The sequence below is a fragment of the Pseudoalteromonas luteoviolacea genome (assembly GCF_001696455.1).
In the GTDB taxonomy this organism is placed as follows: domain Bacteria; phylum Pseudomonadota; class Gammaproteobacteria; order Enterobacterales; family Alteromonadaceae; genus Pseudoalteromonas; species Pseudoalteromonas luteoviolacea_C.
Genome location: NZ_MAUJ01000001.1, coordinates 1310330 through 1332562 on the forward strand (window position 1 = coordinate 1310330; position 22233 = coordinate 1332562).

Annotated in this window: 19 protein-coding genes; 5 read left to right on the top strand and 14 right to left on the bottom strand. The window is 41.9% G+C overall.

What is annotated here, in order from left to right; translation table 11 throughout:
* Positions 1-154 precede the first annotated feature (154 nt).
* From A7985_RS05670 to A7985_RS05680, 3 genes are read left to right on the top strand one after another with little or no spacing between them, the layout of a single operon-like run.
* Entirely contained in the window at positions 155-784 is a 630-nt protein-coding gene (locus A7985_RS05670) for a hypothetical protein (RefSeq protein WP_065789446.1), read from the top strand.
* Positions 785-2284, top strand: a complete 1500-nt coding sequence (locus A7985_RS05675; RefSeq protein ID WP_065789447.1) for a sensor histidine kinase — start codon at positions 785-787, stop codon at positions 2282-2284.
* A 12-nt stretch (positions 2285-2296) separates the two neighbouring features.
* Positions 2297-2722, top strand: a complete 426-nt coding sequence (locus A7985_RS05680; protein WP_065789448.1) for a response regulator — start codon at positions 2297-2299, stop codon at positions 2720-2722.
* A gap of 46 nt (positions 2723-2768) precedes the next feature.
* Here A7985_RS05680 and A7985_RS05685 read toward each other — a convergent pair whose 3' ends face one another.
* The 3 genes from A7985_RS05685 to A7985_RS05695 form a co-directional block, all read right to left on the bottom strand.
* Positions 2769-3821 (bottom strand): hypothetical protein, encoded by a 1053-nt coding sequence (locus A7985_RS05685; RefSeq protein WP_065789449.1) that lies wholly within the window; start codon positions 3819-3821, stop codon positions 2769-2771.
* A gap of 401 nt (positions 3822-4222) precedes the next feature.
* A complete protein-coding gene (locus tag A7985_RS05690; protein WP_065789450.1) occupies positions 4223-4684 on the bottom strand; it encodes a hypothetical protein in 462 nt (153 codons plus the stop codon).
* A gap of 36 nt (positions 4685-4720) precedes the next feature.
* Positions 4721-5698 carry an aldo/keto reductase gene (locus tag A7985_RS05695; protein WP_065789451.1) on the bottom strand — a complete coding sequence of 326 codons (978 nt, stop codon included), beginning with the start codon at positions 5696-5698 and terminating at the stop codon, positions 4721-4723.
* Positions 5699-5850: 152 nt separating this feature from the next.
* Here A7985_RS05695 and A7985_RS05700 point away from each other — a divergent pair, with 152 nt between their 5' ends.
* Both A7985_RS05700 and A7985_RS05705 read left to right on the top strand, forming a co-directional pair.
* Positions 5851-6723 carry a LysR family transcriptional regulator gene (locus A7985_RS05700; RefSeq protein WP_218061281.1) on the top strand — a complete coding sequence of 291 codons (873 nt, stop codon included), beginning with the start codon at positions 5851-5853 and terminating at the stop codon, positions 6721-6723.
* Between the two features lie 154 nt (positions 6724-6877).
* Complete coding sequence (locus tag A7985_RS05705) at positions 6878-8053, top strand: NRAMP family divalent metal transporter (RefSeq protein WP_065790043.1); 1176 nt, start codon at positions 6878-6880, stop codon at positions 8051-8053.
* Positions 8054-8100: 47 nt separating this feature from the next.
* On the opposite strand, the gene A7985_RS05710 is transcribed toward A7985_RS05705, so the two are convergent.
* From A7985_RS05710 to A7985_RS05760, 11 genes are all read right to left on the bottom strand, one after another.
* Positions 8101-8379, bottom strand: a complete 279-nt coding sequence (locus A7985_RS05710; RefSeq protein ID WP_065789453.1) for a YfcL family protein — start codon at positions 8377-8379, stop codon at positions 8101-8103.
* A 13-nt stretch (positions 8380-8392) separates the two neighbouring features.
* Entirely contained in the window at positions 8393-9514 is a 1122-nt protein-coding gene (locus tag A7985_RS05715) for an ATP-NAD kinase family protein (RefSeq protein WP_065789454.1), read from the bottom strand.
* A complete protein-coding gene (locus A7985_RS05720; RefSeq protein WP_065789455.1) occupies positions 9504-10058 on the bottom strand; it encodes an elongation factor P hydroxylase in 555 nt (184 codons plus the stop codon). Before A7985_RS05720 ends, A7985_RS05715 begins: the two co-directional genes overlap by 11 nt.
* A gap of 142 nt (positions 10059-10200) precedes the next feature.
* A complete protein-coding gene (locus A7985_RS05725; protein WP_065789456.1) occupies positions 10201-10896 on the bottom strand; it encodes a TorF family putative porin in 696 nt (231 codons plus the stop codon).
* Positions 10897-10898: 2 nt separating this feature from the next.
* Positions 10899-12116, bottom strand: a complete 1218-nt coding sequence (locus A7985_RS05730) for a choline transporter (RefSeq protein WP_065789457.1) — start codon at positions 12114-12116, stop codon at positions 10899-10901.
* Between the two features lie 159 nt (positions 12117-12275).
* The gene (betA, locus tag A7985_RS05735; RefSeq protein WP_065789458.1) at positions 12276-13928 is read right to left on the bottom strand and encodes a choline dehydrogenase; all 1653 of its coding nucleotides are present in this window, start codon (positions 13926-13928) and stop codon (positions 12276-12278) included.
* Between the two features lie 8 nt (positions 13929-13936).
* Positions 13937-15400: a betaine-aldehyde dehydrogenase gene (betB, locus tag A7985_RS05740; RefSeq protein ID WP_065789459.1), complete on the bottom strand. Its 1464-nt coding sequence runs from the start codon at positions 15398-15400 to the stop codon at positions 13937-13939.
* Positions 15397-15993: a transcriptional regulator BetI gene (gene betI, locus A7985_RS05745; RefSeq protein ID WP_065789460.1), complete on the bottom strand. Its 597-nt coding sequence runs from the start codon at positions 15991-15993 to the stop codon at positions 15397-15399. Before betI ends, betB begins: the two co-directional genes overlap by 4 nt.
* A 376-nt stretch (positions 15994-16369) precedes the next feature.
* Positions 16370-19474: an efflux RND transporter permease subunit gene (locus A7985_RS05750; protein ID WP_065789461.1), complete on the bottom strand. Its 3105-nt coding sequence runs from the start codon at positions 19472-19474 to the stop codon at positions 16370-16372.
* The gene (locus A7985_RS05755) at positions 19471-20787 is read right to left on the bottom strand and encodes an efflux RND transporter periplasmic adaptor subunit (RefSeq protein WP_370671163.1); all 1317 of its coding nucleotides are present in this window, start codon (positions 20785-20787) and stop codon (positions 19471-19473) included. Before A7985_RS05755 ends, A7985_RS05750 begins: the two co-directional genes overlap by 4 nt.
* Complete coding sequence (locus A7985_RS05760; protein WP_065789463.1) at positions 20771-22171, bottom strand: efflux transporter outer membrane subunit; 1401 nt, start codon at positions 22169-22171, stop codon at positions 20771-20773. Before A7985_RS05760 ends, A7985_RS05755 begins: the two co-directional genes overlap by 17 nt.
* Positions 22172-22233 lie beyond the last annotated feature (62 nt).

Here is a 22233-nt window from a genome sequence, read left to right on the forward strand (position 1 = left end):
ATTAACTTAAGTATTTGCTTGTTGATAGTAGCTCTATCAAATGATTGAACTTGATTAAGAAGTTATTGACAGTAATGACGCCAGTGCTGATGTAGTGCTGTACTTGAAACTGTGAACTGAATGTCATTTAGAAATGGATAACTAAGGCAAACATATGACACAACAATCATTTCTTAAGGTATTCTCGACTCTTCTAGTAGTAACGACCGCAGTTATCGTGGCCGTTACCCCACTGCTTGAACGCCAATTGTACAATGCGATGTTTCAGCTCAACCTAGATAAAAACCGAGAACAAGCCGAGAGGCTAGCAACTTTGGTTTCTATCGAGTTAGAAAGAGGCGAAGACTCGAAAAAGGTGCTGGCCGATGTCCAAAGTATGCTCGAAAATACTTTGCAAAGTAGTGAACACTTTGCTTGCATTATTGAACATGAAAATAAAGTTATTGCCCACCCCAAACCCTCTAACGTCAATAAAGATACCACTGGATGGACAATGGACAACGGTGTCGAAATAAAAACGTTCACTCAATCTGCAGGAGAAGGTATTCCTTTTGGCGGCGTTCAAACTAGAACGGACGGTTCCCAAGATATTAACTATCAAATTCCTATTAGCACCAAACCTTGGGCTGTGTCGGTACATACCAAACTAGATATCGTCCACCAACAAGCAAGAAAAGTTCTACAAAGAATAGGGTTTATTATTCTCTCAGGGCTACTGCTCATTATTGTAATAAGCGCTCTTTTAATTACACGCCAAAAAAATCAGACAACAGAGCATAACTAAATGAATGCTTTAGAGAAAAAAATTGCCTTCAGCTTTGGCTTTGTGGTGCTCGCCTTTATATCAATGACACTGATCACACTGTTTAAAATAGATCAGCTTACTGAGTCCTCTAGGCGCATTCAATATATTTTGGAACCCTCAATCAAAGCCAATTTAAAAGTCGCTCAGGCCATTAATACCTCAATCATTAGCCTTCAACATTGGGTGCTAACCAAAGAAGAGAAGTATATTCTCCAAAGACAAGCCACCTGGTCTGTTATTGATAAAAACTATGCGCAACTAAAGAATCAATCAAAACACTGGAGCCGCGAAGAATACATTGAGCTACTGCATGATGTTGCTAACAACTTATCTGTATTAAAACAACTACAGCAAGAAATTCAGAATGCAGCACATTCTCAAGCCCGTCCACAAGCAATTCAGCAACTCAAAGAATCACTCGCGCCACTCGGCCAAAAAACGGTTGAAAAGCTCAGGCAAATCGCTGAGCCACAGCATTGGGAAATGCAACGTACATTTATGAAAGAAGAAGAACAAGAACGCTCATTAAAAGATACAACTTTAATGTTTTTACTGTTTAGCATTTTGGGAGGTGTGTCCTTAGCCACCTTGTTAGCTAGAGCCGTTTTTAAACCCCTAAGCCGTACCATTCATTTAGCTGGCTCGATAGCAAATGGAAACTACAAACTGGGCAAAGCATTTTCAAGTGGGGATGAAAAGCTTGATTCAGCGTTAAGGTCGATGACTGATCAGCTGCACGAAAAAGAGCTAAACAATCAACGATATCAGGCTAAATTAGAGCACATAAATCAAAAATTAATTTCATCAAACGATGAGCTTTCACAATTTTCATATAGAACATCTCATGATTTGAAAGCCCCCTTGATTACAATAAGAGGGCTTGGGAACGCAATTTGTGAAGATATCAAAGATGGTGAATATCACGAGGTGCAAAGAAATGCAGCAAAGATCGCGAGACATGTAAAAACGTTAGAAGACCTAGTAAATGATATTTTAAATTTGACCAAGGCAGAGCTAGAAATAACTGAAAATGAACAAATTGACATAAATGAGATCTTAAACGAAGTTCAACAGCGCTTAAAATCTATTTATATCGACAATGATGTTGAAATTCAGCACCATGTTTGCGGCTCAATAAAAGTCACCGCATCGAAAGCTCGAGTGACGCAAGTCTTGGAAAATTTAATCTCAAATGCCATCAAGTACTCTGATAAAGAAAAGCCTGCTCGCTTTGTAAAAATTGCCGCTAGCGACAACGCAGAAAGTACAGTATTAACTGTTGAGGATAATGGTATCGGTATCCCCAAACAATACTCTGAGCGTGTTTTTGGTATGTTTCAGCGTTTTCACCCCAATGTCGCTTATGGCAGCGGCTTAGGAATGTATATTATCAAGAAGCATGTAGAGAAAATGAACGGTTCCATTCAGTTTACCAGTGCCGAAGGTGGCACCATATTTACCGTAAAATTACCGAAATAAACACGAGACCCTATGAAAAAATTTTCAATGATGATTATCGATGATTGTGAAGATGATCGATACTTACTCAAAAGAGTAATCAATAAACTGTGCATTGCTACTGAAATATTTGAAGCGGATAATGGCGAAGCCGCGCTTAATTTCCTTGTCGACTATGACGAAAACTTTAAAAAATTTAAGGGCGACTTTCCGCCGCTGCTCATCTTTTTAGATATTAACATGCCGCGAATGAATGGGTTTGAATTTCTTGAATCTTTCTCCGAATTAAGAAACGGTAACCCCAACTACTCATCACTGGTGTTTACCATGTTTACTTCTTCAGCATTAGAAGAGGACAAGCGAAAAGCACGCTCCTATGCTTTTGTTAAAGGGTTCCTAAATAAAGGAGACTTGACGCCTGAGAGTCTAGAAAACTTGCTTGACTCCTGCCTAAAATAAAAAAGGCGCCCATGCGCCCTTTCAATTTACAAGAGATTCAAAAAGATTATTGAAAATACTCATCCAATGCGTTTTTTAAATGTTTTTGCATGGCTTTACGGTGGTACTTTCGTACACCATAGCTTTGTTCTAGGTGAATAAAACGTTTAGAAGAGGCATCAGCGCTTTTGTGACAATTATCAACTGAATCATTTGTATGACGCCCTTGTACGTTCCAAGTACCACCTAAGCTTCTAGTATCATTGCCATAAACGCATGCTTTAATAACACCTTCACTCTCAACGCTACGACGAATAGAATGTAAGATACTATGCTCATTGTCATTCGTTGAGTACCTAACTGACTCGCTCAGGTTAAGCATTAAATCGTTGTCGGTACCGCATTGCGCCTGCAATTTCGAACGGGTTGTTTTACCAAAACCATGATATTGGATGAACACGGTTTCTAAATCGTAGTCACTCATGTACTCATGGACCACTTGAAACAGCGACTCAGTCTGGTGTGCAACATCACTAGCTGAATAATTAGTACCTGTACATACACTTACATCATGGCTGCTATCACGACGAGTACCCGCCAGCATTAATAACTTTGTTTGCGTGTATAAAAAGGCGTCTATCGCTTGCGTACCAGTAAATGAATCTCTCTTTGGGTGTGGTGCTTGCAACACTGCATTAGTGCCAGCCAAGTTCATCACATAGGTTCCACCACCCATAAACTTATCGCTTGGTAATTGATATTGTTCTTGAAGTAAGTAATACACTTTATCTGTATCGACATCGTTAAACTGAATAACCTGATAATTTACTGCTTTAGCTAGCTCATCAGCGAGCGGCCAATTTTGTTGATGAAACGCTTCAAATAGGGCTTTAAAGTTAGCTTGAAAATCATCATTAGGTTGCACCCATTTGTTATCTGCTTTGGTACCATAATTGTAAGACTTTAAGTGTCTATCCAACTCTCCAGACATAACTACAATTGCTTTGGTTGGGAAACTTACTACCGTTAAGATGAGCAAAGCGATTGTAAAGACTATGTAGGTGGCTAGTGGACGAGCACCATTAGACAATCGTGGTGAGTGCGGTTCAAATAGTTGCATATAAATACTCCAGTGGCATTAAGGTTAGCTGTGTTAAGCAAACATCCCTGGAAAAAATCAATAACAAAGTATTGGTTTTCAGCTTTAGACCATGTCAAAAGTTGCAAGTATTATTACCAATAACTAAACAAAAGCTCTAGTAAAACTAGTAAAAATGACCTTTTGGTATTACATCAATATGGGAACAGAATTCAGCAATATCGACGTTAAAGGCATTATTATCATAAGGATACAATACTGATACGACCTCTTTGTAAAAATCGAACTTATTGAGAGGTAAAAATGGATTGGGGCACTAAATATTGCAGTTAAAAGAAGATTTCTTTGTATTATTGGGTGGTTTTATGTAGTTGGGTATCGCGTGGCCCAACTACATCATTACACTTAAAGAAATAGAGAGGTCAATAATTAGAGTGTTCTGCGTGCTGCACAGATTTAACCAACACACCCACTTCGTCTTCACTCATGCCTAATTCAGAGAGCAATAGCCGTATCACAAACCGCGTCCGGCCAGAACCACCTTTGCTATGAATGGCTATGACATAACCGCTAGAAATTGCAGCCATAATATGAGGAATTTGATTTTGAATAGAGCATTGAAATTCTTCATCGATATTACTACTCGTTGGTACACTCAGTTGTAACCATTTTACCTGAGTGCTTTCACAAGCAGCTTCCAGATCACACGCACCACTTTGTATTAATTCTTGGTCACTCATAATCGTCAGAATGGCACTTACGCCCTGTTCTTTCAGCTGTTTAATTGAAGAGAATAATGCAACACCTTGAGTCCCTGGGCAAGGCGTAACAAAAAAAGTCGCTCCTTTGCCAGTCTCAAGTTTGCTAAATGGATGTGTAGTCATAGTAAAGCTCCATAAGACCTATGATTTCATCTTATTTTAAGGAAGTGCTTCGCCCCTAGAGCTTACATAAAGGTTATACCAGTCATGTCTATCTAGGTGAATATTAAGTGCACTTACCGCATTTCTAATTCGATTTGTATTTGTTGTACCAATGACAGGCTGAATCCCAGCTGGATGTCGCATTAAAAATGCCAGTACAATCGCTTGGCTTTCAACCTGATACTTATTAGACAATTGCTTAACTAGCTCCGCTGTATTTCTTACATTTTGGTTACTTGAGTATAGTCCGTGTTCACAAAAAATCCCTTTTGATAAACTCCCCCACGCTTGTAATTGAATATTGTTCAGCTGACAGTACTCTAATGTGCCACTTACAAAATCTACTTTGTGATTGCCTTGAGAACCCACCATCACACCTTCATCAAGCCAGTCTAGCTTAGATAGGCTCATTTCAATTTGGTTAGCAATAATCGGCACACCCACTGCCGATTGCAATAAACTAATTTGATGCAAATTCATATTTGAAACAGCAAGGTGATTTATTTTTCCCGACAGCTTAAGACTTTCAACTGCTTTCGCTAACTCATCTATCTCCATAAGTGGATCAGGTCGATGCAGCATGAGTACATCTAGGTATTCGATATTTAGGCGTTTCAAAATGCCGTTCACTGAATGCGTTACCCAGTCGCCAGAGAAATCATAACAGCCAAAATTATCGCCATGTTTAACGCGGATCCCACACTTTGACTGTATGATCATTTGCGCTCTTAGCTGCGGTGACTTATGCAATACTTGGCCAAATACCTGCTCAGCCCTGCCTCTACGATATATATCAGCATGATCAAAAAAATTAATTCCCGACTCCAGTGCACATTCAATGGCACCTTGTGCTTTTGACGTGTCTTCACTAGACAATATATTGTTGTCACCTGGCTCTCCACCAAGCCCCATGCAGCCATACACGATATTACTCGCATCTGGGAAATACTTTTTAATTGGTATACTTTTTCTCATTGACCTTCCCTCCAGGTTCAAGAATAAAAAACGATATGATATTGTTCTCATATAAAAATAAAACATCCGTATTGAAAACATATTGTTCACTATACTGAACAGAAAATATTTGGATATTAGGTTTGCAGGAACATAAAAGAATAGAACTAATAATGCTGTTTGTGAGGCTTGCTGAAGAGCTTAGCTATACCAAAGCAGCATTAGAGCTTGGTGTCTCTAAAGGACACTTGTCTGAACAAATTAAAAAGCTTGAAAGACAACTTAAAACGCCCCTGCTACTGCGTACAACTCGGAGTGTGAAGCTTACCCAATATGGCCATCAGGTTTTTGAACAAGGTAAGCGCCTCAGATCTGAACTCTACAATATCGAACGCAGCATAAGCAGTGAAAAAGTTGAAGGTTTACTTCGCCTAACGGCTCCTCGCATGTTTGCACAAACATTTCTGCTCGACATCTGTTCTCAGTTTAAAGATTTGCACCCAGACATTGAGTTTGAGATTAACGCAAGTTACCAAACGCATGATTTAAATGTGAAAGATTTTGATTTAGGCTTCAGGGCAACAGTTAACCCACCTCAAGACATGATAGCCGCCAAACTACTCACATATCATCACGCTGTCGTCGCTTCTTCTCAGTATTTATCGAGTAACCCGAGTATCTCTACCCCTGAAGACCTTATTGAGCATCAATGCCTAACGGTAAACTCATACTCGACATGGCACTTTTCGCAACAGCAAATTCAAGTCAAAGGGTGGCTTACAAGTAATGACAATACGCTCTTAAAAAACCATGCTTTGAATGGCTTTGGACTCTTTAAGGTGGCCAGTTACTTCGTTCAACAAGAGCTGCAAACAGGTGAATTACAAGAGGTACTTTCGCAGTTCACTCAGCACCCTAGCAACTGTATTTATTTGTTCTACCCCCAAACAATATACCCAACGCATAAATTAAGCACCTTTGTCACGTTCGTAAAACAATACTTCGCAAATCAGTCGATTTGCCACAGGCAGATTCGACCAGTTTGAACGCCTTATTGGGTAATAATGTGCCCGCCAATAACGGGTTGTTAATTTTTTACTTGGATAATTTTAAATAAAAGCTAACATAGCCCATAAAAAAGGAATCGTCGTGCTATCAGGAATAATTTCAAAAAGTAAGTCTTTGGGCCCGGGTGTATTAATGGCCACTGCTGCTGTGGGGGGCTCCCACTTAGTTGCAGCAACACAAGCCGGTGCACTCTTTGGGTGGCAATTGTTATGGATCATTGTTGCCGTAAATATCTTAAAGTACCCATTTTTTAGATTCGGTGTTGAATACACGCTTCATACCAAGCAAAGCTTGGTAAAAGGCTATAAAGATAAAAACCCGTCCCTATTCTACCTTTTTGTAGCCATCAACTTGCTCGCCGCCATCGTTAATTCTGCAGGCGTGCTCTTGTTGACAGCTGCACTCCTGCAATACATTTTACCTTGGAATTTGGCACTCACAGCCATTTGCTATGGGCTACTGGCTGTCTGTCTTGCTATTTTGATATTCGGTCACTACAAATTATTAGATAGTGCCAGTAAGGTGATTATGATATTCCTATGCTTGGCAACCACAGCCGCGCTCATTGTCGCAGTTTCAAACGGCCCAGCCCACCCGGCCCCCACGGTTGCGCCATCACCTTATGAGCTAGCCTTGCTTGGCTTTATGGTGGCATTGATGGGATGGATGCCCGCTCCGATCGAAATATCAGCAATAAACTCTTTGTGGCTCAAAACAAAACTTAAAGCAAATCAATTAACAAGAGAGCAAAGCCTATTTGACTTTAATTTAGGTTATTCGGTCACTCTATTATTGGCCCTGATGTTTTTCATTTTGGGCGTGCTACTACAATATGGCCAAGCTCAAAAAATAGAACTCGCTGGCGTGGCATTCTCTAAACAACTTATTGATATGTATGCGCTCACCATTGGTGAATGGGCAAGGTGGCTGATTGCGGTAGTCGCATTTTTATGTATGTTTGGCACGACATTAACAGTATTAGATGGCTATGCCAGAACATTGGATGAGTCTCTAAAAATCATCAAACCGCATGATAATAAATATAGTTTGTCTGCAATAATCGCGATTCAATCTGGGCTTGGTATGGTGGTTGTTTTGTTCTTTAAAGGTAATTTAAAAGACATGCTGATGTTCGCAATGACCTTGGCATTTTTAACCACACCGTTTTTTGCATGGCTGAACTTGTCATTAATTCGAGGTGAGATTTTCGATGCACAACCTAAGCCTGTCAAAGTGCTCGCAGTACTCGGTTTGGTGTATTTAGTGGCATTTTCACTGTTGTTTGTCGTGTGGAAATGGATTTTGTAGACTTTGGCATTAAGGGCAATCACGGTTGTGATTGCCCTTAATTAAGTTTAGGCTGCAAGTGCTTTTACTTGCTCCCAAATATTAACAACATGCGTTTTGTCGTCTTCTGTTAATTCACCATTTTTATATGCTTTAACTAAGCTCTCTTCAATTTTATTGTTTAGTTCTTCAGGTGCCAAATCTAGCTCTTCTACTTGTGCGTATCCGACTGCTAGATCAAAGTGGCCTCTTAAATAGCCACCAGCAAACAGCTCATCATCATCTGCACGATCGACTAATTCATCAAAAAACTGCTGTGCAGCCTCTATATAGGTTTCAAATGACATTCTGTCTCCTCAGTTATTCTTGGTGCCCTACGGCATACATCACATGATCATTGTACCCTGTGACGACCTTAATATATCCACTTAACTCATCGTCGAGTGATTGGTCGCCGGTGTCGGCAATTAATGGGCGACCATTTAAAGCTTGCAGTTTGCGTTTTGTAGCAACCACAATAATATTTTCTTTGCCTATTTTTCTAATTAAAGCTGGGCTGAGTTGCTGGTTACCGCGACCAAAGATATGGCCTTGGCCACCAATCAGGGTAATGACCAGCTTAGTTGGACAATCTTCTGTCATTTCGAGTAACTGCACTGCTGTTAAATCTTGTCCGACTAATTCATGATCTTGAATCAAATCAACGCCAAGCAGCGTATTCTCAAGGCCTAATTCTTCCATTACCGCTGCTACAGTTGAACCTGAGCCCATGATATAACGCTCATCTTCATCCATTTCTGAAATAACATAGGCGGCGATATCTGCAAGAACAAGCTCATCACTTTCCTTACCGCCATTTTTAACACTTTGAACATAGCGCACTTCACTTGGCACCTGCATTTCACCATAGCGCTTAGCTTTAACAGTGCCCTGCCTAAATGCTGACTCGTCAATATCCATAACATCTGCATCAGCTAGAGTGACAAGCTCACCATTAATCAGCATTTCTACAACGCGGCCAGCTGCTTTTGGCGTAATCGCATAAACTCCACTGTGGATTTTGCAACCTGCCGGCACACCAAGAACAGGCGCTGAATCGTCCACAACCGCACAAATATTACGTGCCGTACCGTCCCCACCTGCAAATAGAATCAAGTCTACTTTTTGTTTGATAAGTAATTCAGCCAAAGCCTCGGTATCTTCAGGCGTCGTTTCTAGCTGAGGTTGATAAACAACATGCGTGGTAAAGCCCAGCTCTTTGGCTACCCGCTCCCCCATTTCGCCGGAAGCCGTAAAAACTTCAATGCTGTGCTTATAGGGTAACAACTGCTCAAGTGCGAGTTTGGTTCTATTATTTGATTTCGGCTCTGCGCCCAACTCCAGCGCTTTTTTCGCAGTCTCGACGCCATCGCTACCTTTTAATGCAACTGAACCACCTAACCCAGCGACGGGGTTAACGATCAAACCTAACTTAAACGACATTTTCAAACTCCTGTGGACAATGCCAAGAAAACTGTTCTGCTGTTAACGGCCAAGACGTTTTATAAAAATCGGCCAACGCTTTTAGAAGTTGTTCTGTACGAGCGTTAAAACCGCTTGTTAGCAATTCAATGACTTTATTATGCACTCTTTTTTGAAAGCTAAAACGGCAGGTTTGTTCGCCATTTAAGTTATCTACGGAGACATTGAAAGTAAATCCAGCAGCAACGCTCAATGCCCACTCAATGGCCTGCGGTTTAACTTCAACTTTTTCAAATTCAGCTTGCTGCACTTTATCTCGACCATCGGGGCAATACCAGTAGCCGTAGTCTTCTTGTAACCTTCTTGACTCACCAGCCACAAGCCAATGGGCTATTTCGTGCAACGCACTGGCATAAAATCCATGGGCAAATACCACCTGATGAAAATCACATGTCTCACTTGCTGGTAAGTAAATGGGCTCATCATTCCCTCGCACTAAACGAGTATTATGGGATTGGCCAAACTGAGAATCGAAAATATTTTTAAGGTCAGATATGTCGTGCATAAACGCCAATAAAGCGCGGTAATTCAATGGCCGATGATTGTACGGATTTTTTATGTGAAAGTAAAAATTTGCAGGCATTAACGCAAAACAAAATGAGTGGATGTTAGGTACACAGAGCAAGTGCACCTAACATTTGGGCGTATTACATTGAGAAAGTCCGAGATACCGACAAAACGATACGCTCATCCGCCGTATCGATATCTAAATTTGTATTTTCGGCAGCCAATTCGATGTTAAATGCATCTATGCTCGTTTGATACGCCAATCTATAATGATAGTAAGACTTGTCACCGTCTTTCCAAAGCCACTTGTCACCGTCCAATGAATTAGACACATCAAAGCTTGCTCTTACAGCATGGTTTGGCGCAACCTCAAAAGTGTGCGCAATCATCGCTATCGTGTGGCCTACATCAACGCCAAAATAGTCCCAACTGTACCAAAAGTTAAACTCTGTTTTCCCTAGGGTATTGTTATAACCAAACTTTGCATATGCCTCAGGGTAGTTCCCATCACTAGACTCACTTGCGCCATGATAGGTGTAATAAGCAACACCATAGTCAACACTCCACGCCGCGTTAAACTCGTGGTACTTGCCAATATAAAAATCCCACTCAAGGTCAGTGTCACCAAAGTCAACATTTGACGCCCAAGAGCCTACATAAAGACCACTGTCGAAAGATTTATCGACACTGCCTTGGAGTGCAGGGTCATTTTGAGTCTGACTAACACCATTGAATGTGTAGTCTGACGCCGCTGTTATAGTCGTACTCAAATCGGCCATCGAAAGTCCTGAGAATAAGGCCAATGGGAGTAATGCAATTTTGTTTATCTTTTTCATATTTAGCTGACTGTTTTTATTTTGTTAAAATCAATTTCATTGTCTTCTGGTGAACTGTGTATTCCACCTACCGCACGCAACTTTTTACCAACAATATACCCAAAGCATGAGAAGAAAATTGCAATAACAATCGCCCCTACCCATTGGATTTGTAAAAAGTTAAGTTGGAACAATAGTGTGAGTAGCGATAACACAATGATATTGAGCGCAATATAATTGCTTTTACCTAAACGCTGCGTGGTCAAGCCCAAGTTGTCTGTATATAAACGTATCAGAGAATCTAAAGAGTTAATCACGAAAACAACGCCCACAAACACCATTGCAAAATTAGTCAGTCCTGCGGTGGAGATCCCAGCTTCATGGTAATGGTACAAGACAGCAAACCAAGCAGCGATAGGAATTGACGGGAATATGAGCATGGCAGCCAAAACTTGATAGGTTTTCAACCCACCGACAAAACGGGCTGTAAATTGACCAATCATAATGCTCCAAGCAAACCACCAAAATAGATAAAATTCGTGATAGGCATTTAGAGGCAAAACAAACTGGTGCATATTGGCAAAGTAGTCGCCCATCAATGCCAAGTTTGTAAAATAACTGCCAATTTCGCCATCGCCAAGTAAGAATGCATCAGTCCATAAAAGAGCAATTAACCCTATGAAAACCCAAGTGGTAGAAACACTGAGTAGCCTCACATACTTAATGTTTGTACTGGAGTAAACAGCAATTGAGATAGCTAAAAAGACGATTAAATAAAATGGTGCGACAATGGATTCACCATCACCTACACTTGGCAGATACCAAGGCAAATTTGATAACAGTAAAAATGCGGTGAAGGCACAAGTGCCAACAATTACCACATTGTTGATAAGTTTTACCAAAGGGATCTCAAAAAACTTCACTTTTGGCTCAATTACGCAGAAATAAAAACAGGTCAGGAAATAAAACCCCCAGATTAGAAATCCCCAAAATCCAAACTCAATGGCGAGCGGGTTGGTAAATCCATATTCTGGGCTTGCGCTTATGTCTGCGTAACCTGCAAACTCGGTCAATGGGAACATGATCAAACCGACATCAAGTCCCGAAGTAAATAAAATCGCGATAAATGTAAATGTTTTAACTGGAGTCACGCCCACAACTTGAACGCTGCCCCATTTGTAAAGAATAAAAGTGATAGATAGAAGGGTAAATAATACGCCTGCGCTAAGCCAAATGGTCATTATCGCCCTCCCAAAATAAGTAAAAATAACTCATATATTTTTCCGTTTAAGGTTGTAATTATTATGCTTGCTTACTTTTCCTAACCTAGATAAGGATGGACACGCCTCAGCAAGCGAATGATGGTTCAAAGACCAGCACTAGACGAATTCTTTAAATATTTAACGTTGTTGATGATGCCAATCGGGGTGAATCAAAGTGATTGCCGTAGAGGGTGGCAAAGGTTCATTCCCTAAAATCATATCTGAGGCTTTTTCAGCTACCATGATCGTTGGTGCATTGAGGTTTCCGTTAGGTATAGTCGGATAGATAGACGAATCGACGACTCGTAGCCCTGTAATTCCATGCACTCGAAGCTCAGAATCAACGACTGCCATATCGTCCTCACCCATCTTGCACGAACAAGACGGATGATAGGCGCTCTCTACAGCTTGACGTACAAACTTGTCAATTTCTTCGTCGGTCTGAATATGCTCACCTGGCTGGATTTCACCCTCCCTGTATTCATCAAATGCCGCTTGTGAAATAATTTCTCGTGTAAGGCGCACACACGCCCTAAACCCTTCTATGTCGTCTTGATGTTGTAAATAGTTAAACTGAATTTTTGGCGCACTCATTGGATCATTAGACTGAACGAGCACAGAGCCTCGACTTTTTGGTTTATTGTGCCCTACATGCACCTGAAAACCGTGCCCCTCAAATGCAGATTTACCATCGTACCGAATAGCTGCGGGTAAAAAATGATATTGAATATCAGGCCACTCGATGCCAGCCTTAGAACGAATAAATGCACACGACTCGAAATGATTTGTCGCACCCAGCCCTGATTTGTTCAAAACCCACTTGGCACCAATCAGGCCTTTGGATATCAAACCAAGTTTGCCATTTAACGTGATGGGCTGTTTGCATTTATATTGAAAGTAAAACTCAAGGTGGTCTTGTAAGTTCATACCCACGCCTGGCAAATGGTGTTTTACTTCAATAGCTGCTTTTTGCAATATCGTAGAATCACCAATGCCTGACAATTGCAAGATATGAGGCGAGCCAATTGGTCCAGCGCTTAAAACAACCTCTTTGTCAGCTAAGGCGGTAACTAAAGCGTCACCCAAAGTGTATTCAACACCTTTTGCATGCTTACCATCTAACAACACTCGTGTTACTTGAGCGCCAGTTACCACAGTCAAGTTATTGCGCGTTTTGATTGGATCCAGATATGCGCGGCTTGTAGAACAGCGAATCCCATCCTTTACAGTCATATGCATTGGGCCAAAGCCCTCTTGCTGCTCACCGTTGTAATCAGAGGTAACCGGATAGCCCGCTTCTTTTCCTGCCTCAATAAAAGCACGATAAAGGGGATTCACCATATTATTGCCATTATTGACACCTATTGGGCCTTCTCCACCTCGATAATCATCTTCGCCCATAAGCCAAGTTTCAGCCTTTTTAAAATAGGGTAAACACGTTCGGTAGTTCCAACCTTTAGCACCATGGCTTTCCCACTCATCAAAGTCCTTTGCATGACCTCTAACGTAAACCATGCCATTAATTGATGAAGAACCGCCGAGCACTTTTCCTCTCGGACAGTGCATTTTACGATTGTTTAAATATGGCTCTTCCTCAGTATGAAATTGCCAAGCATATTTCTCGGTATTCATAGGAATAGAGAGCGCAGTAGGCATCTTAATAAAGATACTCTTATCTGAGCCGCCAGTTTCAAGTAATAGGACTTTGTGCTGTGGTTCGGCTGAAAGGCGATTTGCCAAAACACAACCGGCAGAGCCAGCACCAACAATGATGTAATCAAACTGAGACATAAGCCCTCCTAGAACGGGCTTTCTATCTTGCACATACCAACATACACAGATTTTGTTTGTGTATAGCTGTTAAGCGTTTCGATGCCATTTTCTCTACCAATTCCCGACTGCTTGTAGCCACCAACGGGCATTTCAGCCGGTGAATTTCCATAGCTATTTATCCAGCAGATGCCCGCATTTAATTGATGGATCACCCTATGAGCCCGTTGAATATTTAAAGTAAATACCCCCGCTCCCAAGCCCAGTTCAGTGTTGTTTGCCCGAGCAATGACGTCTGCTTCATCTTCAAATACCAGAACACTCATTACAGGCCCGAATATTTCTTCTTTTACGATGCTCATATCGTCTGTACAGTTAACGAAAACCGTCGGCGCAACAAAGTATCCGTTTGGAGCTGATTGTGGTGATAAAGCATGCCCACCTGTCAAAAGTGTCGCGCCTTCCTTTTTACCGCCTTCTATATAATCAAGAACAAGTTGCTGATGTTTTTTGGAAATTAATGCACCCAAGTTAACTTTGGGGTCAAGTGGATTGCCCGCAATGATATTTTGCTCAGTTCGCGCTTTAAGTTCATCGATAAATCGCTGATAAATATCCTTATGAACATACACTCTTGTACAGTTAGTACAAATCTCACCTTGCGTATAAAAGTTGCCTAGCATCGCCGCGCTGACAGCCTCAGACACATCCGCATCATCGAATACGATAAGTGGCGACTTACCTCCCAACTCCATCGTAACGTCTTTAAGATTAGACGCGGCACTCTGCATGACACGTTTACCAGTCCCAACTTCACCAGTAAAAGAGACTTTTTCAATATTAGAGTCAGACGTTAACCACTGGCCAACTTGTGCAGCGCCTTGCACCACGTTGAATACACCCGGTGGCATGCCAGCTTCTATAAAAATTTCGGCAAGTTTAATCGCACCAAGCGGTGTCTCTTCTGAAGGTTTGAAGATTAAGCTATTGCCTGCCGCAAGCGCAGGGCCTGACTTCCAGCAAGCAATTTGCAATGGATAATTCCATGCTCCTATACCTGCACAAATGCCCAAAGGCTCCTTACGGGTATAAAAAAAATCGCTCCCAACAGGTTGTTGGGTACCAACTTGTGTTGGCGCCAAGCCCGCGAAATACTCAATTACATCGGCGCCTGTTTGAATATCAACGCAATCTGCTTCTTGAATAGGCTTACCTGTATCTAAAACCTCTACTCGTGCGAGCTCGTCATTTCTCTCTCTAAGCAACGCAACTGCTTTGTTTAAAATCCTGCTGCGTTCAACTGGCGCCATCGTTGACCATATTGCAAAACCTTGTTTCGCACTCTCAATTGCGCGAGCTTGAACATACTCATCGGCAACCTCAACATGATAAATGACTTCATCAGTGGCTGGATTTTTAACAGGAAATGTTTCTTGAGATTGGTTCGCGATAAATGCGCCATGAATAAAGTTTTGATAAACCATCGTGGTCATACTTGTACTCCAGAAGATGAGATTAGAGATGAGATATATTGCTTAGCCAGCAACTCGGCTTCTTTGAACGTTTCTTCGTCGGCTTTACTCAGCACAGCACGTAGCCACAGCCCATCAATCATAGCTGCGGCTAGCTTAGCTGCTTGCTGCGCTTCATCTTTCTCAAAATAATGGAGAAATGAATATGCTAAGTTGCTATAGAGCCGCTTCGAATTAATAGCTTGTAAGCGATGCAGCTGTTCATCATGCATTGATTGCGCCCAAAAACTCAGCCACGTTTTTGTCGTTTTGCTCTGTTGTTGGAGCATTGAGAAATTAGCTTCGACGATGAACATCAAACGCGTATGGGCATCGCTGTCGGGTTCAACTTTGGACATCAAACTGGTTTTTAAGTTTGTCAGAAGGTAGCGTACGGTGGCTTCGATCAAGCCCTGCTTTCCACCAAAATAATGACTAATAATCCCTGAGGATAGACCAGCGCGTTTACTAATACTGTTGATAGTTGTTGCATGCAAACCTAGCTCTGCAACTGATTCTAACGTCGCTTCTATTAGCTGTTGACGACGTATTGGTTCCATTCCGACTTTAGGCATAATTTTTTTAATTGAACGTTCAATTAATATAAATTATATAGACCTCTAATTATTATAACAATAAGCAATTTGTTAACACTTCTATTAAAAGCCTCTAAAAAACCGGCCGACATAAATTATGTTACTGTTTTAATTGCACTTATTTTTTGATTTCATAGATAAAAGTTAACCTGCAAGCTTCCAGCACAGTCAATTACCAGTTATCACTCCAATCAAAATAGATAGCTCTCTAACTAAAATACAGGCGGTTTTCTGTGCTTTGTCGTTTCGAGAGTAATGCGAATTAGATGCTCGAACTGATTAGGAAGGTCATAAACAGTATGTGCTACCTTTGAGACTAGATTGCACATACTGTTTTCGATATGTTGTGTTACAGCTATGCTGTTTTAGGGATTAATTGCCTGCCAAAGCTTTTCAGTTTATCAACGATAAGATAGTTAACGGGTACCAAAATAAGCGTAATAAAAGTGGCAAACACAATACCAAAGCCTAAAGATACAGCCATTGGAATTAAGAATTGTGCTTGGGTTTCTTGCTCAAATAGCAGCGGCATTAAGCCAAAGAAAGTAGTGATACTAGTCAGCATAACGGGCCTGAACCTTGCTGCTCCGGCAGTTAATACCGCTTCCATCACCTCTTTACCTCGAGACCTTTGCTTATTGATGTAGTCGACTAGAACCAGTGAGTCGTTAACCACAACACCGATCAATGCCAACATGCCCAGTAAGCTCATAATTGTGAGCTCCATTGACATGATCCAATGACCAACCACCGAGCCGATTAGGCCAAATGGGATCACACTCATCACGATTAGCGGTTGAATGTAAGACTTAAACGGGATCGCAAGCAAAGCATAAATAATGAAGAATACAAACAATAATGCCCAGCCTAGAGAGCCAAACGACTCCCTTTGCTCTTTGGCTTCCCCTTCCAGTGAATGCGTTACTCCGGGGTACTGCAAAACAAGTTGATCTAAGAACACTTTAAGCTCTTCTTGTAACACCGTCATGTTCGTATTTTGCTTTTCGATATCAGCCGTGATGTTGACTGTGCGATAACGATCGATACGATAAATGTTCGACGGGCTTTGACCCGGTGTCAGTGTGGCAACATGGCTTAGTGGCACAGAAGCGGAGTTAGGCGTATCTATCAGCAAAGTATTAAGCGTCGCTAAATTGCTTCGTTCGTTTAGAGGTAAACGTACCATCACTCTCACATCGTCTCTGCCACGTTGAATTCGCTGCACCTGTGCACCAAAAAACGCACTTCTAATCTGGCGAGATACATCTGTACGGGTTAACCCCAGCGCCTTGCCCTGCTCAGTGAGTTCTATCTGTAGCTCCTCTTTGCCATCGCTCAAGCTATCTGTAATATCAAACACCGTTGGAAAAGTCGCCAATTGCGCTTTGACTTTTTCAGCCGCCTCTTTCAATACCTCAAGAGAGGTACCTGTCATTTGTACATCGATGGGATCGCTAGAGCGCCCAATTTCAGCTCTAAATGTGAGACTTTCGGCTCCTGGAATAACGCCGATGAGTGTTCGCCATTCTTTTACTAATTGCCTTGAGTCTACTGAAGCTGAACGAGATTCAGGGGGGGTTATTTCGAAACGGACGCGCCCGGAATTAGAAGCGCCACCACGTCCTCCAGTTGTTGCCAAAATATGTGTTATAACACTTTCCCCAGTATCAGGATCTGTGTATTTATCTTTTAACAACTGCGCTTTATCTGACATTAAATCAATGTACTTTGCCGTGACTTCAAACGGAGTCCCAGTTGGTAGGGTCAAATTCGCTCTTACGGTTTCGCTTGGAATGCGTGGGAAAAATATAAACTTGGTCCACCCACTGGTAATGAGTGCAACGATAATCATGAAAACGCCAATAAATGCACTCAATGTGACTGCTTTGTTTGATACCGCAACCTTTAATGCCGGTTGATAATACTTTAAAATTGCACGTTCGAACCCATCAGCGAAGTTCTGTTGAAACTGACTGAATTTATTCACTTTGACCTTGTCTTTTCGCAATTTCAAATTCTTTAAGTGCGCGGGCAGTACAAATTTAGACTCAATCAAAGACATCAATAATACAGGGATCACAACTGCCGGAATTTGCGCAAAAATGGCACCACGTACCCCGTCAATAAAGGCCAGCGGTAAAAATGCAGCCACTGTTGTTAATATGCCAAAGGTGACAGGGGTTGCGACCTCCTGAGTGCCTTTAATTGCCGCGATTTCACCTGATTCCGAGCTGTTGAGATGTGTGTATATATTTTCGCCTGTTACTATTGCGTCATCTACGACAATGCCAAGTACAAGGATGAACCCAAACAAACTCATGATATTCAAACTCATACCAAAAAGTGGCAGCGCAATAAACGCCCCCATAAACGACACTGGGATACCAATAAAAACCCAAAAAGCAATCGCAGGTCTAAGAAAAAGCGTAAGTAAAGCAAGGACCAGAATACCACCTTGCAATGCATTTGACGTTAGTGTCGCAATACGTTTTTTAACAATGACAGAATCGTCATCCCAGTAGCTCAGTTCGTAGCCGTAGGGTAATGAATCTTGGCGATTTTCGATATAGCTTTTAACTTTATCAGCAACCTCAATGGCGCTTTGCTGACCAATGCGATACACCTCAATAAAGGCGGCTTGTTTCCCGTTAAAGCGGGTTCTCACAGGCGTTTCTTCAAAGCCATCAATGATGTTGGCCACATCCGACAGGTAAATTACTGAGCCATCTGCATTGGTCTTGATCGCAATATTCGCAAATTCATCTTTACGGTATGCCTGTCCCTTTGAGCGCAGCAGTATATCTCCACCGGACGACTTTAAATTTCCTGCGGATATATCCGCACTAGACTTCCCAATCAAGTCAGCAATTTGATTTATGGTTAACTCATATTGCCGCAGTTTGTCTTGGCTAACTTCTATCGCAACTTCATAATCACGCACACCGTCTAAATCGACTTGTGTGACACCAGGTATACGCAACAGATCATCTCGTACCTGCTCAGCAAACTCTCGTGTCTCTTTTTCAGAGTAGCGGCCAGCAACCGTTACGGTGATGACATCTCTTTTGCGTTCTGCAAGGGAGATAACTGGCTTTTCAGCATCTGTTGGGAAAGTATTGATAGCATCTACGCGACTTTTTACGTCCGCGAGCATTTCTCGAGGGTCATAACCATTCTCAACCTCAATGGTGACATTTGCAGACCCTTCTGCTGATCGGCTAGAGATCTTTTCAATCCCTTCAAGGTCTTGTACAGCTTCCTCTATACGGATCGAAACACCTTGCTCAACATCTTCTGGTGTTGCACCCCTTAGTGTCATACTAATGCTGATTCTATCCGTTTCAAATGATGGAAATACCTCTAATGGGATTTTTGTCGATAACGCAAATAATCCGCCAAATAAAATAGAGATCATAAGCAGGTTGGCGGCAACTGAGTTTCGAGTAAACCAAGCAATCATATGCCCTTCTCCTGCGATTTTTGCTGCCTTTCAGCTAAAACTTGTTCAACACTGACGCCGCGCTCTGCTGCAATCTTTTTCACTCTGCGCTGCTGCTTTTCAGTCAGTTGTTCCCAACTTTTCTGCTCATTCTTATCTTTTTGCGGCGACGAACCCATAACGGCAACACGAGTTCCAGAGCTTACTTGCCCAAGAGGTGTTATAACTAGCCTCATACCTTCAGATAAACCTGACTTAATAATCGCACGCTCATCACTTTGCCAAGCAAGCGTGATATCTCTTCGCATCAATAGATTGTTGTCGTCTAAGACATAGACGTAGCTGCCTTGGTATATTGCACTGTTGGGAATGCTAATAGCCTCGCTCAGTGTTCGGCCTGTTATTTCTGCATTGACGTATTGGCCAATTTTTATGGCAAAATTATCTTGTCGCTTCACTGAATATGGATCGTCAATCTGTGCGACCACATATAACTGCTGAGACAGCTCACTAATCGCGCCTTCAGTTCGTACAATGTTGCCTATCCACTGTTGCTCTACTCCCAAATCGGAGCTCAATATGACTTCGGCAAGCTCGCCGTGCTGTGTGCCTTCTCTGGACTGTTCCGGTAACGTCAGAAACGCTAAATCTCTGTTATTGATAGGTAGCCTAACTTCTACATAGTCAATTGCGTAAATTTCAGCAAGTTGGCTATTCGTCGAGATCACCTGCCCCAAGTCCACTTTTTTACTTAAAATACGTCCGGCAAATGGGGCGATTATTTGCGTTCGTTCAAGCGCTAACTCTGCTTGAGCTAACTTCGCTTGTGCCGAAAGCACATTTGCCTGCTGCGCGGCTAATTGCGGCTTTCTCAGCACTAAGTCGCTGGGTTTGGTCCCATCACCTAGTCTTTGCCAGTCAATTTCCGCTTGTTTTGCACGCGCTTCCTCTTCCAATAGGCTTTGCTGTGCACTTAACAAGGTTGCTTTTGCAACTTGCACTTCAGCACGATAATCTCGGTCGTCAATACGCAGCAGCAATTCACCTTTTTCGAAAAAACCGCCATCTCTAAAACTATCGTTGATCTCACTTATCTCGCCTGAAACCTGAGCCACCAGCATACTTTGCGTACGCGGTTGCACAACGCCATAACTGCTAATTTTCATCGTGAAAGGTTCAGCAGTAATGGTTTTAAAATCTACCGTCATCTGTGCTTGAGGCTTACCTTGACCTCGTTTAGCCTTCGGTGGGTTAGAAGTGATAAAAACGACTAATACGATTGAGATTGCCAGTACTGCTACTGGCAAAATAAACTTTTTAACTGGATTCATTATTGTCTTCCTCAGGCTGAGATAATTTAAAGTCTCCGCCCAATGCGAGATGGAGCGCCACACGATTTTTAATTAATTCATTCTTTATTGAAATGAGACTACTTTGCGCTTCAAAAGAACGCTTTTGTGCATCTAACACCGTGGTGTAACTAACCAGACCTTTTTGATATTGCTCAAAAGATAATTGTTCAGCCAATTTTGCATTTTTCTCAGAAACCAACGTCTCTGAATATCTGGTGCGCAATGCTTTCTCTTGGCTGATACCGTTTTCAACTTCCGCAAATGCCGCTTGTAAACTGTCGAGGTAAGATAGTTCTTGCGCTTTTAATTGCACCCGAGCCAACTCTTCATTCGCGGCCAACCTGCCGGCATTAAAAATAGGGGCTGAGATGCCAGATAGTAACGACCAGCCTGCCGATGACATCGAAAATGCATCATTAAAATTGGTGCTACTGGAACCATAATTCGCAGTTAAATTAATACTTGGAAAACGACTTTTGTGCGCGAAAGCAAGTGCCGCATCTTGCGCTAAAAGTTGATACCAACTTGATAGCAATGCCGGTTTACGACTCACTAGCTCAGACGGCACTCCCATGGTGATATTTGAATTTAATAGTGGTAAATCAGCTTCAACTAATAATTGCGCACTGGGATATTCACCGATTAAACGTTTTAGGGCTCTTTTTCTTTCGCTGACTAAAGCGCTCTGTTGCGCAACTTTTGCCTGCTCATTGCTATACTCATTGCGGGTTAAATACACATCTAAAGCACTGTTTAAACCTTGTTTGTAACCATTTTCAATAATGTCCAAATTCTGCTCAACAAGCTCTAGACGCTGATAAAGTAACTCTAACTGCTTTTGCCCTTCAATTACTGAGAACCAACTTACCACCACATCTGCAACCAAATTGTATTGCTGCTGCATAAAACCCGCTTGGCTGGTCATGACCTCCAAGTTAGCTTGGCGCTCATCGGCGGCTAGTTTTCCCCACAAATCTAACTCATAGCTGGCTTTCAGGCCAAGCTCATGGGTGGTAGAAAGCGCGCCGGTATTTGCCGCTTTACGTCTTGAGCTATCAAACGACACTTCAAGGCTTGGCCACAGTGCACTGCCAGTCGCAATCAACCTTTGGCGAGCCGCTTCAATCTCTGTGGCCTGTTTTGCGATTGATAAGTTCTTTTTTAGAGCTTGTGCAACCAAATTGTGTACTTGTGGATTTTCAAGCTGTTGTAACCAACTTTGTTGCACATCACCCTGAGTATGCGCTTGCTGCCATTTGTCTGGCATACTAAGTTGATTTTGATAGTCTTCTGCAATTTGAGAAGTGGTACTACAACCAACTAAAACACCAGTCACTGCAGCAACAAGCATTATGTTTTGCCACATTATTCTCTATTCCTAAAGAGTCTATGAATATTATTTTAGTGTAGTGCGCGATAAAGCAATGA

What these genes read in the sequence shown, in the direction of transcription:
- A7985_RS05725 (WP_065789456.1), bottom strand. Translation starts at nt 10,896, where the DNA reads ATGAAAAAGATAAACAAAATTGCATTACTCCCATTGGCCTTATTCTCA.
- A7985_RS05695 (WP_065789451.1), bottom strand. Translation starts at nt 5,698, where the DNA reads ATGAGAAAAAGTATACCAATTAAAAAGTATTTCCCAGATGCGAGTAAT.
- betI (WP_065789460.1), bottom strand. Translation starts at nt 15,993, where the DNA reads ATGCCTAAAGTCGGAATGGAACCAATACGTCGTCAACAGCTAATAGAA.
- A7985_RS05680 (WP_065789448.1), top strand. Translation starts at nt 2,297, where the DNA reads ATGAAAAAATTTTCAATGATGATTATCGATGATTGTGAAGATGATCGA.
- A7985_RS05720 (WP_065789455.1), bottom strand. Translation starts at nt 10,058, where the DNA reads ATGCACGACATATCTGACCTTAAAAATATTTTCGATTCTCAGTTTGGC.
- betA (WP_065789458.1), bottom strand. Translation starts at nt 13,928, where the DNA reads ATGTCTCAGTTTGATTACATCATTGTTGGTGCTGGCTCTGCCGGTTGT.
- A7985_RS05690 (WP_065789450.1), bottom strand. Translation starts at nt 4,684, where the DNA reads ATGACTACACATCCATTTAGCAAACTTGAGACTGGCAAAGGAGCGACT.
- A7985_RS05760 (WP_065789463.1), bottom strand. Translation starts at nt 22,171, where the DNA reads ATGTGGCAAAACATAATGCTTGTTGCTGCAGTGACTGGTGTTTTAGTT.
- A7985_RS05675 (WP_065789447.1), top strand. Translation starts at nt 785, where the DNA reads ATGAATGCTTTAGAGAAAAAAATTGCCTTCAGCTTTGGCTTTGTGGTG.
- A7985_RS05670 (WP_065789446.1), top strand. Translation starts at nt 155, where the DNA reads ATGACACAACAATCATTTCTTAAGGTATTCTCGACTCTTCTAGTAGTA.
- A7985_RS05685 (WP_065789449.1), bottom strand. Translation starts at nt 3,821, where the DNA reads ATGCAACTATTTGAACCGCACTCACCACGATTGTCTAATGGTGCTCGT.
- A7985_RS05715 (WP_065789454.1), bottom strand. Translation starts at nt 9,514, where the DNA reads ATGTCGTTTAAGTTAGGTTTGATCGTTAACCCCGTCGCTGGGTTAGGT.
- A7985_RS05705 (WP_065790043.1), top strand. Translation starts at nt 6,878, where the DNA reads ATGGCCACTGCTGCTGTGGGGGGCTCCCACTTAGTTGCAGCAACACAA.
- A7985_RS05710 (WP_065789453.1), bottom strand. Translation starts at nt 8,379, where the DNA reads ATGTCATTTGAAACCTATATAGAGGCTGCACAGCAGTTTTTTGATGAA.
- A7985_RS05750 (WP_065789461.1), bottom strand. Translation starts at nt 19,474, where the DNA reads ATGATTGCTTGGTTTACTCGAAACTCAGTTGCCGCCAACCTGCTTATG.
- A7985_RS05730 (WP_065789457.1), bottom strand. Translation starts at nt 12,116, where the DNA reads ATGACCATTTGGCTTAGCGCAGGCGTATTATTTACCCTTCTATCTATC.
- A7985_RS05700 (WP_218061281.1), top strand. Translation starts at nt 5,851, where the DNA reads ATGCTGTTTGTGAGGCTTGCTGAAGAGCTTAGCTATACCAAAGCAGCA.
- betB (WP_065789459.1), bottom strand. Translation starts at nt 15,400, where the DNA reads ATGACCACGATGGTTTATCAAAACTTTATTCATGGCGCATTTATCGCG.